Below are 13,147 nucleotides of genomic sequence, written 5' to 3' on the forward strand. Positions count from 1 at the left end.
TTTTTGTTATGAAGAGATTCTAAAATTAATACTGATAAATCTAATATTAAATCTATTACTATATCTATATTATGTTCAATACCATTACAAACATATTTTATATCTTTACTTTTTCTAAATGAATCAATTTCTATTGGAGAATATTCATTATATACATTAAAGTCAGAAAATATTTGCTTAACGCTATATTGAGTATTATCATTCTCATCAAAATAATCTAATAATACTAATGAGTCATCACAGTCACCGAAATATTCTCCCCATAACTTATCTATATACATATTATTCCTTTTGTTATAAGTAATTTTAACGCCTATATTATATAAGAAATATATTATTTGTAAAGACAATATTTATGTGTAAATATAATTATATTTTTTATACTAGATAAAAATATATTGAATTATGAACTTGAGTATGTAAATATTAAATGTATTGAAAAAAATAAATATTTTATTATTAAATTAAATTAAATTGTTAACATATTGACTTTTTATTTATTTTGATATATTATTAATGACATCTATAAATATGGCGGCGTCGCCAAGTGGTAAGGCAGGAGTCTGCAAAACTCTTATCATCGGTTCAAATCCGTTCGCCGCCTCATTTTCTAACTATGAATGATAGCCGAGTTAAAAGATTATATTTGTTTCTTATTTGTTTTGTCATAGGAACTATAGCAATACTCATACAATTATTTAATTTAACTATAAAAAATATGAAATCAATATCCTCATTAAATGGACTTGATAAGCCAAGAGGAACTATATATGATTCAAAAATGCGTCCTCTTACAATAAATATACCAGCATATACAATATATCTTGATACGGAATCTGTTTCATTGGATGGAAATGAAGAAACAGATATAAATGAGGCCTATAGTCAAATATTTAATATTATAGGCATAACCAAAGAAAAATTTGCAAGACTTCTTAAAACTAAAAGAAGAACTATAATGCTGTCTCAAAATATTAATTTAGATTCATATAAGAAAATAAAGAATATCAAAGATAAATATAATGTTAGAAGCATATACGGAATAGAAAGCTATAAGAGATTTTATCCTTATGAGGATGTTTTTGCTCATGTTATAGGTTATATGAATAAAACTGAAACAGAAGGATATGCAGGACTTGAAGCTACTTATGAATATATGCTTTCATCTGAAAATGACAATCCTAAAGATATAGTATTAACTTTAGACATAGATGTTCAAACAATAGTACGAAATGAAGTTTTGAAAACAGTTGCTGAGAAATCTCCGCAGTCTGTAACTGTTATAGTTTCAGATGTAAATACAGGAGCTATAATAGCAAATTATTCTTATCCTTCTTTTGATCCGAATAATCCTTTTGACTATGTTAATAATGAAAGAATGGATAGAAGTATAATGAGTACAATATATCCCGGAAGTACAATGAAGATATTTGCAGAACTTGCTGCTATAGAACAGGGAGTTGTTAATAGCGATGAAATTTTTCATTGTAAAGGATATTATGATTACAGTAAACAAACACGCATACATTGCGATTATCCGCATGGAGATGTTGCTTTTAATGACATATTAAAATACAGCTGCAATTTTGCTATTGTAACTATAGCAGAGAGAATAGATAAACAGTTTTTTTATGATTATTTAAAGAGATTCGGATTCGGGGAACCTACAGGAGTTGGTCCTTATAAAAATGAATGGAGCGGAATATACCATCCTCTAAATAAATGGCATAGATTTTCAAGAGGTTATCTAGCCATAGGGTATGATTTAAGCGTTACTCCTATGCAGATAGCAGCATCTTATTTGTCGCTTTTAAATGGCGGTTGGAAAGTTCCTATGCATGTTGTTGATTATTTTGATAATGGTATTGAAAAAATAAGTGCAACTAATAATTTAAAAAAAGTTAGAATAATAGATGAACAATATTCTCAGATAGCAAGAGTATTGCTTAGAAAAGGTGTTGAATCAGGTTCTACTGGATATAGAGCTAATTTGCTTAATATAGATGTTGTTGGTAAAACAGGTACAGCAATAACTGAGGTTTATAGAGATAATGTTATGGATAAACCTGAGAAATATTATCAATCTATATTTATAGGAGGTTTTCCTCTTGAAGATCCTAAAATATCAATACTTGTATTATTAGATGATCCTCAAGGTACAGGAACTCAGGCAGCGGGCAGGGTAGCAGCTCCTCTTTTTGCTAAAATTGCCAATCAGATTATACCTTATTTAGGTTTAGTTGATGGGGAAATATATACTATAAATACAAATGAGTTTCTTTCATTGGTGCCGCCTTCAAATAATTATGGAATTACAAACAATGTTATGCCTAATATATCAGGGCTTTCTTTAAGAGATGCTTTAAATAGTATATCATATATTGTTTCAAATAATAATGCTAAAATAGCTATACAGGGAGAAGGTTATGTTTCAGATTTTACTCCTCCTTACGGCAGTACAGTTACAAATGATTCTATAATAAGATTATTGTTAAAAGCACCTAATAAAGAATAAATTTAATTTATGGAGTTTATTATGAGCAATATACTTAGTTTTGGAGAACTTCTATATGATGTATATGATAATGTAGCAGTTATTGGAGGAGCACCATTTAATTACAGCCTTCAATTATCAAGACTTATTGAAAGTAATGATAGATTAAAGTTCATAACAGCTTTAGGCAGCGATAATTATTCTAAGGATGCACTTAAATTCATAGATAATGAAAATATAGATTCTTCTTTAATACAGATATTAGATAATTATGAAACAGGAAAAGCTACTGTTTTTCTTAATGAAAATAAAGTTCCGGATTACATTATTCATGAAAATGTTGCTTGGGATAATATAGAATACAGTGCGTATATAGATAATGCTTTGAAAGAAGATTATGATATGTTTTATTTTAATATACTTTCACAAAGAAATAAAAAATCATATGATACTTTAAAACAAATATTCAAAAATATAAAAGCAAAATATAGAGTATGCGATGTGACATTTAGAAAAAATTATTATACTAAAGATAAAATAAAAGAAGCTTTAGAATTCATAAATATATTGAAAATTAATGATGATGAGCTTGCTGTAATAAAAGAGCTATTTTTTCCTTCTTTGAAAAATGATAATGAAACTTTATTAAAAGCAATTAATAATGATTTCAATATAGATTATATATTCCTTACACTTGGTAAAGACGGAGCATCTGTATTTTATAATAATGAATACATATTTAATCCTTCCAATAAAGTCAATGTTGTTGATACAGTTGGAGCAGGGGATTCTTTTTGTGCAGCTTTAAGTTATGCTGTATTGAAGAATCTTGATATAAATAATATTTTAAAATTTGCTTCAAGTGTTTCAGAAGAAATGGTGCAAGTAAAAGGCGGAACTGCTAAATATGATGTGAAAGCAGTTAAATCTAAATTTGGATTATAATTATTTAGGTTCTTCCTGTATAATATTTAAATCTTTCCGGGGTTAGGAATTTTATTTCAGTGAATATTCCTGTGTAATTTTCATTTGTTATGATAGTATTTCTTATATTATTATAAAATTCTTGAAGGTTATTTTGCATCATTTTATCTATATAACTTGAATGATATTTTGATATATATTGATGTATTTGTCTATTTATTAATAGGCTTATAAATTTTTTTGGAGGTGTATTATAAGCTAATAGTCCTTTATATATCCTAATATTTTGATTTAATGAGTTTTTTTCTTCCTGACTTTTAGCATTTATTTCTTGTTTTTCTAAGTCATTTAATGTTTTCTGTATATTGTATATATTGTTGCTGTAGATATTTTTTCCATCATCAGTAAAAATATAGCTTGAATCTATATAGAAAATATATTCTTTATTATCAGAAGATGCAATTTTATCGAATTTTTCTATTACTCTGAATTTAATATCCAAATTATAATTAAAATTATCTTGAGAAAAAGATAAACTGCTGAATATAGTTATAAATAATAAAATAAATATATTTTTCATATAATATTATTCGGAATTATTTTTTTATTATTTTGGTATAGATGATAATAATCTTATAAAATCTCTGTCATTTGGAAATAATTTTAATGCTTCTTCAGATATAGTATTAGCATTATTATATCTTCTTTCATTGTATTCAGTAACCGCATAGTTGTAATATGATACTTTTAAATTTCTTTTTAAAACATCAGCACCATCTCCTATATCAGATATACCCATTTTATATGTTTTTATTGCACTAGGATAGTCTCTTTTATTTAGATATGAAGTTCCAATGGTATTATAATAGTGTATTCTATTATTTTTTGTCATAGGGCTTGAAGGATTAAAAGCTAATGCTTCTCCTAATGTTTTATATGCTTCTTCATAATTATTTTTTTTGATATAGTCTAATGCAAGTCTATTATAAGCATTTACTAAATTATTATTATACATTTGAGTATTTGGAGATAAATAATATGCCTTTTTGGCCATTACAAGCTGTTTTTCCAAATCTTTTTCTATTTTCTTTAATGAAATTGAATTAGGATATAATGTAGCTATAAGTGTAAATATATCAACTTCATTTCTGTTTCTATAATTTCCCTGAGGAACAAATGTAACTATTGTAGAGTTTCCAGTATTTCTTATTTCTTTTTGACCTGGATTAAACCCTTTTGATATTGTGGTTTCTACGTCTATTTTACCCCTTTCTGTATATACTGTGCAAAAAGCATGGCTTGAAGTAAGTATTCCTTCGACTTCAAATCCAAATTCCCTATATAATAAAGAATATAGTATACTGGAAGTCAGACAATTATATTCACCCTTATATATTAAATCTTGGAATAGTGTAGATGTTTCAAAATATTTTTTTAATACTCCGCTAGTATACATCCAACTAAGAAGTCTTTTTCCAAATTCATAAGCTCCTTCTTTAACGTATTGAGACAACTCGCTTTTTGCTGAATTCCTTATTTCATCTAATTTGTTTCTGTAAAATTTAAATTCTTCTTCGTCTGTAATACCGGAAGCTATTATAAAGCCGTCATAATGAAGTTCTAAATCATTAGTTTCTCCATTATCTATTTTTGTGAAGAAATCATATTCTAATTTTGTAAGTTCATTTGCACTAAATCTTATTTTATCAGATGGTTTAGCATATATTAAATGAGATATTGTTATTATAATAATAAAAGCAATTTTTATATAGTTTTTCATAATAACCTCTAAAATACTATAATAATTTAAAAATTAATCAATTAAATTATCAAGTTCATCTCTATATTTAGCAGCATCTTCATATCTTTCTTCTTTAACAGCTTGATCTAGTAATTTTTGTAATTCTTCTTTATTTTTTTTATTATTTTCTTTTACTGCTGATGTATCTGAACTATCATTATTTTCCATATTATCTTCATTGATAGTTTTATCATTCTGTAAAATGAAAGTTTCTTCATTGTTTTCTTTAATTTCTTCTCTGTCAAATCTTTGATATGTGAAAGGTATACTATCTTTTACTTTCATTAATCCGTCATTATTTTCTAATATTATACCAGCTTTTTCTATAACATGTTCTTCTATGAATATTGGTGCTTTTGATTTTAATGATAATGCTATAGCATCAGATGTTCTGGAGTCTATAAATATATTTTTTCCATTATGTTCTATAACTAATTTTGAGAAAAATGTATCTATATGTACATTATCTATTATAACATTAATTAATCTAATATTACAATTTTGAAAAATACTGTTTACAATATCATGAGTAAGAGGTCTTTCTATTTTATAACCTATAAGACTTGACATTATAGACTGTGCTTCTAAATATGCTATTGATATAGGAACTACTTTTTCTGATTTTATTGGTTTTAAAATAACGGCAAAACCTTTATCTGTAATTGCCAAATTAAGTATCTTTGCTTCAACCACTTTATAAACCTCTTTAATAAACCTATTATATACCTATATAATATTAATATATATATATTATTTGTCAAGGTAATTTTTTATAAATAATGAATCACATTTTATTTATGATTATTTTTCCGATAATAAGTAAATTATATGTTAATATTTTACTAATTTTCTTTTAATATAGTTTAATTATTAATTATAATTACTTGAAAAAAAATATAATATTTTATAATATGGAACTATGAGAAAAAAAATATTTTTAATTATTACACTATTATTATTAACTTTGAATTTATTTTCACAGACAGAAGATTTGCCTCCATATCCTCCGGAAAACCCTGAAGTTATACCTATGAGTGAGATTTATGAAGGAATGGAAGGGGTTGGTTATACTGTTATACATGGAACTAATGTAGAACCATTTAAAGTAAAGGTTTTATCTGTTCTAAGAAAGAGATGGCATAACAGTGATGCTATACTTATAAAATGCGAGGGACTGAATTTAGAGCATTCCGGAACTGTAGCAGGTATGAGCGGATCTCCTATATATTTTAACGGAAAAATAGCAGGAGCGTTAGCTTTCGGATGGAATTATGCTAAAGATCCTATAGCTGGTGTTACCCCAATAGAAGAAATGTACAAACTGTATGATGATACAAATGCTAAACTTCCGGCTGTAGCTTTTACAGATAATAATTCGCTTCAAACACCATTAATATTTTCTGGAATAAGCGGAAAAGCTTTTAATGAATATTCCAGTATTTTCAAAAAAGGCGGATTTGTTCCTATGCAGGCAGGAGGTTCCGTTTCAGATACTAATCAGTCTATGAAATTTTTATTCGGTGATTCTGTTGCTATAGTTTTGGCTGACGGAGATGTTTCTATGGCTGGAATTGGTACAGTTTCTCATACAGATGATGAAAAATTCCTGCTTTTTGGGCATTCAATGTGGTCTAAAGGAAGATTAAGAGCACCTGTATCAAGAGCATATATTAATCATATAGTTGCTTCTGTAGATTCTTCATTCAAATTAGGTGCTGCTTATTCTAATTATCTAGGATATACTGTTTACGACGGTGTTTTCGGAGTTTCCGGAGTTTACGGAGAGGTTCCTGAAAATACTATGGTTCCTGTTAAATTAGAGATAGAAGATCAGACGTTTTTAACAAGAGATTATAATTTTAGAGTATTGAATGATCCTACATATTTTTCTGATATACTTTCAATGGCAATATATAGTGCTATCAGTTCTACAGCAGGAGGAGATGAAGAGGGTGTATTTAGTATAAGTTATGAGATAGAAACTGATTATTTTAATGAGCCTTATAAAGTAAATGATAGAATATTGGCTTATTCTTCTACTGATGCATTCAAATCTGCTATAAGACAATTAATAGCGCCGGTTGATTTCTTTATATATAATACTTTTAATAGAGTTGGAATTAAATCTGTTAAATTATCTATAAAAAGAAATAATCTTGAATATGCATTCTTAAATGATATAACATTGGTAGAACCTAAAGCAGTAGCTGGTGAAACTATACATTTAAGAGTAGGGCTTACTCCTTACGGACAGGAGAAAAAATATATAGATATACCTGTTAAACTTCCAGTTAATTTAAAAACAGATAAATATAGTATTTATGCTGCTAATGAGTATATTTATAATTATGCTGAACAGTTATTCATGCCTAATAAATATGAAATTAGAAGTTTAGATGATGTTATGCGTATTTATGGTAAGTCTTATAGTGACAGCAATATAAAAGTATGGCTTTATTCATCATCAAGAGGAGTACAGATAGGAAAAGATTTATATCCTACACTTCCTCCGTCAAAATACGGTATTATGGCAAAGAATGCTACATCTGATAAAGCAGCTGTTATAACTGCTGTTGATGGAGACTATAAAATGCCGTATTCTATACTTGGCTTAATGAAAATAGATATAATAATTGAAGGGGCTAAAAAATATGAGAATCGTTAAGATTGTTTTTATATTACAATTAGTATTAATATTATCTTCCAATGTTGTTTTTGGTGTTGTAACAAGAACATTTTCAAGCAGCAGGAGAGGATTCTATGATAATGGTATTTATGATGGCATAATGCTTACAGAACAAGGTGCTTTGACTTTAGCCCCAGTTATAGAACAGAATGGTGCTATTGCCGGAAAAGATATATGGAAAATTTATCCTTCTGATGACGGAAGCATGCTTGCGGCTATAAGCGGAAACGGTGCTGAATTATATAAAAGAAATGCTGGTGAAACTGATTTTACACATTTTTTAACTGCTACTAATGAAAGTGCATTTACAGCTGTTATTTCTGATAAAGAGGGAAATATTTATGCTGCAACCGGTCCTTATGCAAAAATAAGGAAATATGACAGTCAGGGTAATGAACTTTGGGTAGAAAATTTAGATGATACTTATGTATGGGATATGAAATTTGATAACAATGGAAATTTATTCCTTGCTGCCGGCGGTAATAATGCTAGAGTATTAAAAGTTTCTCCTGACGGCAATGTAGAAGAAATATTAAAAACTGATGAACAGCATGCTATGTCATTATATTTTGATAATAAAACTAACAAGCTTTATGTAGGTACAGCAGGAAGAGGGCTTGTATTATGTATTGATTTAGCTACTAATTTTGCAAGTCCTTCATATAATGTTGTTTATGATACAGCAGAAAATGAAGTTTATGCTATAACTATGGATAATACAGGTAATTTATACTTTGGTACTGCTACAAGAGAACCTGCTTATTTGCTTCTTCCTTCTATTATTGATAGTGATAAAAGACCTGATGAAAGTGAAAAAGAATTTAGAAATTCTTTGTACAAAGCAGATGCTAATGGAACAGTTCAAAGATTATTCTTTTTGAATCAAATGCTTATATTTGCTATGAGCAGCGATAATCATAATAACGTATATTTTGTAACAGGAGATACCGCAGATATATATAAGATAAACGGAGATGACGGATTATTATCATATATAGGCGGTTTAAAAAATAAAATACTTTCAACTTTTGCTGTTGCTGATGACGGACTTTATTTTGCTATATCTAAGACAGGTGAAATATATAAAGTAAGTCATGAATATCCTCAAAAAGGAAGTTTTACAAGCGATACATTAGATTTAAAACTTTTAAGCAAATTAGGAAGTTTAAGTGCTATGGGAAATATTCCCGATGGAGCAAATATTTCTATTGAGGTTAGAACTGGTAATGTTGCACGTGTTGATGATACTTGGAGTGATTTTGTTGCTGTTGCTGCTAATGGAAAAGTTGATGTTCCAAATGGAAGATTTATGCAATTTAAAGTTACAATGGAAACATCAGATACAGAGATTACTCCTATATTGAATTCTGTAGATTTTACTTATGTTGAAAATAATTTAGCTCCAGAAGTTTTAAATGGCGGGCTTACTACACGCTATCGTCAGCAAAATGATTCTGCTGAAACAGCTAAAAGTCCTCAATTAGAAGAAAATGAATCTATGATATATTGGAAAGGTTCTGATCCTAATGGTGATAAATTAGTATACGATTTAGAATATAGATTAAAAGGTGAAAAGAACTATAGAAAATTAGCTAACAATTTAGAGACATCATATTATAAATTTGATTCATATTTAATGCCTTCCGGTATTTATGATTTTAAGATAACAGCAAGCGATAAATATGATAATCCTGTAGGTTCTATAAAAACAAAAAGTTTAGAAGTATTTAATGTTAAATATGATAATGATCCTCCTGAAATATTTGATTTTAATGTATCAGAAGACGGAGCAAACAGAAAACTTACTTTTAGAATAGAAGATAAGCTTTCTTTCATAAAAACAGTTAGATACTCAACTATAACAGGAGAGTGGGCATATATAGTTCCAGATGACGGAATGCTTGACTCTATGAATGAAACTTTCACTGTAAATATAGAAGATGCTGATGCTGGATCTGTTACTATTGAGGTTATGGATACAGAAGGAAATACTAAGTACTATTCTTTCTTGATATAATTTTAAGAGTGAAGAGACAGTAAATAGTTTGTATTTGCTGTCTCTTAATTTTCTTATCATTAAATAAAATTCTAAATTAATTCTTTTTATAAAGTTAATTGATATCTTTTTTCAGCCTTTTTATTCATATTGAAATGTTCATAAAATTTATAATTGCAATAAGTATCAGTATAAAGATAAAAATTTAAAATATTATTTTCTTTTAGATAATCATTAAATTTTTCAAAAAGAAATTTTCCTATACCAAATCCATGATAATTTTTATTTACAGCAAAAAATGATAATTCTGCTTGATAATTTTTATTTGTAGTTTTTAAAAGATTTTTATTTATTATTTTTATTATATTATATTATATATTATCAGAGAAAAACATCCTTCTATATTAAGAATCATTTTTCTTTTTAATTTTTTTTATTCTATCATCATAATAATTATTTATATTTGATACTAATATTTTTCCTATTAGAAATCCTACTGGTCTTTTATTTATTTCAGCTATTTTAATAAAACTTGCATAATTAAGAAAAATTAATAAATTTAATTCTGATATTAATGTTGCATTTCTATAATAAAGCATTTTATCGAATTCAAAATATTTTATAGTAATATTTCCAATTCTGTAAAATCACTTTCATTATATTTTCTGTAATAAATTTCTTCATTCATATTTTTAATAATCAAAAAAATTATTCATATCATTAAAAATTTCTCTCATGCTTCCTCTTAAAATTTTAGCATTAGGAAGAGATTGTATAAATTGAGTACCATAAGTTTTAGTATACAATCTTTTGTCAAGAACAAATACGACGCCTCTATCATCTTTGCTTCTTATTAAACGCCCGAATCCTTGCTTAAACTTTATTACAGCAAAAGGCAGAGCATAATCTAAGAAAGCGTTGCCTCCGTTTTCTTCTATGTATCTGTATCTTCCCTCGCTTATAGGATCAGTCGGTACAGCAAAAGGCAATTTAGGTATTATAACAACTTCTAAATTCTTTCCTGCAACATCAACTCCTTCCCAAAATGAATCTACTCCGTAAAGTACATTATTTGAAGATGATTTAAACATATCAAGTAAGGTATGTCTATGTATAGAAGCTGTTTGTGCCAATGCATTTATATTTTTACTTTTTAATTTTTCTGCCGTGCTTTCATATACGCTCATAAGAGATGAGAAAGAAGTAAATAGTATGAAAGCTCTTCCTCCTGTTATATCGCATACATTAAGCAATACTTTTGAAGTGAAGTCATTAAATGTATCAGCAGCAACATCCGGCATATCGGTTGCAATATATAGTCTTGCATTATCTTCATAATTGAATGGAGATTCTAAATATATTTCTATCTTTTTATTTTTTTCTATATAATCAAAACCTAATCTATTTGAAAAGAAATTAAAACTTTTTGAAACAGTTAAAGTAGCAGAGTACATTGCCACTGTATCAAATCTTGAATATAAAAAGTCATTTAAATTTTTTGATACTGTTACAGGTGTTAAATGCCAATTAAGAATAAGATTTCCTTTTTTGGTGAGTCTTGTTTCTACCCATCTTATATATTCATCTTTTTTATAATCTATTGTTGAGTTTAATGATACTAATTGTCTTTTTAGTCTCTCTAAATAAGCATTTGACATTTGAGCAATTTCTTCATAATCAAAATCTTTTTCTATAGCAATATCAAAAAACTTTTTATATAATTTATCGCATATATTAACAAGCGAAGTCATTGAAAGTACAATTTCCCTAAGAGCTTTTAATCCTTCATTTTGCCAATGAGAAGTTAGGACAAGCTCCGGACTTATTCTGAATTTATAACCTAATCCTTCTTTAGTTTGAATATTTTTATGGCAGTAGTTTATGAATTCTTTTGATCTCTCATCAACAACATTTCTCACTCTTGAAGTTAAATCATGTGCCTGATTTATTAAATTTATTATTTCATCATATTCATGCTTTTCAATTAATGATTTTTTTTCATTAAGCATATTATTAATACTTTCTATAACTCCAAGTCTTTTATTTTTTTTCATTCTTGAAATATAGAAAAGTGCTTTTAATATTCCGTTTTTACTTCCTTCATCTCCGAAATAGCTTGATGCTGAGTTTTCAAAATTATGTGCCTCATCAATTAAAACTTTTGTATATCTTGGAAGAAGGCTGTATCTTCCCGCTGTTTCTGCATAAAGAGATAAATCAGCACAAAGTATATGATGATTAACTATCAATAATTGTGCGGCATTTAATTGCTTACGCATTTTATAAAAATAACAATCCTCTAAATATTCGCATTTTCTATGAGTACATGTATCTGTGTCGCAGCAAACCATTTCCCATAATTCACCTTTAGGTTTATATCCTAAATCTGTTATGGAGCCGTCTTTAGTTATATTAAGCCAATTGTCTATGTCTTCAAAAAAATTAAGCTGCTCTCCCATATCAAGCATATTAACATCATTCAAGGCTTCTTTAACTTTTTTGATGCATACATAATTATTTCTGCCTTTTACTAAAGCATATTTTACGCTTGGAGCGATTCCTCCTATAATAGAAGGTATATCCTTTGAAATAATTTGTTCCTGCAGATTTATTGTATTTGTAGATATAACGATTCTAGTTTTATTTTCTTTAAGCCATAGTAAGGCAGGTACTAGATATGCAAAAGATTTGCCTATGCCTGTACCAGCTTCAGATATTAAATGTTTATTGTTATTAAATGCTTCAATAGTAGCTTCAACTAGTTCTGTTTGCTCTTGTCTGTATTCGTACTTTTTTAAAAGCTGACTTAAAGTACCATTTTCAGTAAACATATATAGAGCATCCGGAACATCTATAGTTTTTACATTTTCTGATTTTATAGGCTTTACAACTTCGTAATATTCATCAACATCATTATTAACTATATAAAAACCAACACCAGCATTATTGCCTAACTCGCTTGCTATAGCTAAATCGGCTCTTGAAGGTGTAAGCTGTCCGGAAGGGTGATTATGAATAACGGCATCAAACTCTAATGACAATGATATTATAGCAGGTACTGAATCTTTATTTCCTCTAGCCATTACCTCTATATAATCTAATATACCATAGGCATTAAAATTTATACCAAAATATACTTCATTTCCATAAGCATCTACTATTGCTTTTCTCATATAATTAATTGCATCTATGGAAAATACATTATCTATTTCTTTGCCATAATTATTACTCATATTGGTATAATAA

General features: G+C 27.7%; 11 protein-coding genes and 1 tRNA gene. 5 read left to right on the top strand and 7 right to left on the bottom strand.

Annotation, left to right across the window (positions count from 1 at the left end; all coding sequences use genetic code 11):
* A partial coding sequence (locus tag Q0J90_RS11365; RefSeq protein ID WP_297278017.1) for an imm68 putative immunity domain-containing protein occupies positions 1-281 on the bottom strand: 281 nt, incomplete at its 3' end.
* A 252-nt stretch (positions 282-533) separates the two neighbouring features.
* Here Q0J90_RS11365 and Q0J90_RS11370 point away from each other — a divergent pair.
* From Q0J90_RS11370 to Q0J90_RS11380, 3 genes are all read left to right on the top strand, one after another.
* Positions 534-604, top strand: a tRNA-Cys gene (locus Q0J90_RS11370).
* Between the two features lie 12 nt (positions 605-616).
* Complete coding sequence (locus Q0J90_RS11375) at positions 617-2,515, top strand: penicillin-binding transpeptidase domain-containing protein (RefSeq protein WP_297278018.1); 1,899 nt, start codon at positions 617-619, stop codon at positions 2,513-2,515.
* 21 nt (positions 2,516-2,536) lie between these two features.
* Entirely contained in the window at positions 2,537-3,439 is a 903-nt protein-coding gene (locus Q0J90_RS11380) for a carbohydrate kinase family protein (RefSeq protein WP_297278019.1), read from the top strand.
* 4 nt (positions 3,440-3,443) lie between these two features.
* Here the strand turns inward: Q0J90_RS11380 and Q0J90_RS11385 are convergent, their stop codons facing one another.
* The 3 genes from Q0J90_RS11385 to Q0J90_RS11395 are packed head-to-tail and all read right to left on the bottom strand — an operon-like array spanning position 3,444 to position 5,912.
* A complete protein-coding gene (locus tag Q0J90_RS11385) occupies positions 3,444-3,998 on the bottom strand; it encodes a hypothetical protein (protein WP_297278020.1) in 555 nt (184 codons plus the stop codon).
* 27 nt (positions 3,999-4,025) lie between these two features.
* Positions 4,026-5,198 (bottom strand): tetratricopeptide repeat protein, encoded by a 1,173-nt coding sequence (locus Q0J90_RS11390; RefSeq protein WP_297278021.1) that lies wholly within the window; start codon positions 5,196-5,198, stop codon positions 4,026-4,028.
* 33 nt (positions 5,199-5,231) lie between these two features.
* The gene (locus Q0J90_RS11395; RefSeq protein ID WP_297278022.1) at positions 5,232-5,912 is read right to left on the bottom strand and encodes a bifunctional nuclease family protein; all 681 of its coding nucleotides are present in this window, start codon (positions 5,910-5,912) and stop codon (positions 5,232-5,234) included.
* Between the two features lie 226 nt (positions 5,913-6,138).
* On the opposite strand from Q0J90_RS11395, the gene Q0J90_RS11400 reads away from it, so the two are divergent.
* Positions 6,139-7,884: a SpoIVB peptidase S55 domain-containing protein gene (locus Q0J90_RS11400; protein ID WP_297278023.1), complete on the top strand. Its 1,746-nt coding sequence runs from the start codon at positions 6,139-6,141 to the stop codon at positions 7,882-7,884.
* A complete protein-coding gene (locus tag Q0J90_RS11405; protein WP_297278024.1) occupies positions 7,871-9,922 on the top strand; it encodes a sugar-binding protein in 2,052 nt (683 codons plus the stop codon). The genes Q0J90_RS11400 and Q0J90_RS11405 overlap by 14 nt, the downstream gene beginning before the upstream one ends.
* Before the next feature lie 86 nt (positions 9,923-10,008).
* Here the strand turns inward: Q0J90_RS11405 and Q0J90_RS11410 are convergent, their stop codons facing one another.
* The 3 genes from Q0J90_RS11410 to Q0J90_RS11420 all read right to left on the bottom strand — a co-directional run bounded on the left by Q0J90_RS11410 (position 10,009) and on the right by Q0J90_RS11420 (position 13,134).
* Positions 10,009-10,266, bottom strand: coding sequence for a GNAT family N-acetyltransferase (locus Q0J90_RS11410; protein WP_367173887.1), 258 nt, complete (start codon positions 10,264-10,266; stop codon positions 10,009-10,011).
* 39 nt (positions 10,267-10,305) lie between these two features.
* Positions 10,306-10,500, bottom strand: coding sequence for a hypothetical protein (locus Q0J90_RS11415; RefSeq protein ID WP_297278025.1), 195 nt, complete (start codon positions 10,498-10,500; stop codon positions 10,306-10,308).
* A 93-nt stretch (positions 10,501-10,593) separates the two neighbouring features.
* Positions 10,594-13,134, bottom strand: coding sequence for a helicase C-terminal domain-containing protein (locus tag Q0J90_RS11420; protein WP_297278026.1), 2,541 nt, complete (start codon positions 13,132-13,134; stop codon positions 10,594-10,596).
* Positions 13,135-13,147: the final 13 nt, after the last annotated feature.

Origin of the sequence: uncultured Brachyspira sp. (genome assembly GCF_944390595.1) — a bacterium.
In the GTDB taxonomy this organism is placed as follows: Bacteria; Spirochaetota; Brachyspiria; order Brachyspirales; family Brachyspiraceae; genus Brachyspira.

Coding starts and splice junctions, on each gene's coding strand:
- Q0J90_RS11375 (WP_297278018.1), top strand. CDS start 617: ATGAATGATAGCCGAGTTAAAAGATTATATTTGTTTCTTATTTGTTTT.
- Q0J90_RS11380 (WP_297278019.1), top strand. CDS start 2,537: ATGAGCAATATACTTAGTTTTGGAGAACTTCTATATGATGTATATGAT.
- Q0J90_RS11385 (WP_297278020.1), bottom strand. CDS start 3,998: ATGAAAAATATATTTATTTTATTATTTATAACTATATTCAGCAGTTTA.
- Q0J90_RS11390 (WP_297278021.1), bottom strand. CDS start 5,198: ATGAAAAACTATATAAAAATTGCTTTTATTATTATAATAACAATATCT.
- Q0J90_RS11400 (WP_297278023.1), top strand. CDS start 6,139: ATGAGAAAAAAAATATTTTTAATTATTACACTATTATTATTAACTTTG.
- Q0J90_RS11405 (WP_297278024.1), top strand. CDS start 7,871: ATGAGAATCGTTAAGATTGTTTTTATATTACAATTAGTATTAATATTA.
- Q0J90_RS11415 (WP_297278025.1), bottom strand. CDS start 10,500: ATGCTTTATTATAGAAATGCAACATTAATATCAGAATTAAATTTATTA.
- Q0J90_RS11420 (WP_297278026.1), bottom strand. CDS start 13,134: ATGAGTAATAATTATGGCAAAGAAATAGATAATGTATTTTCCATAGAT.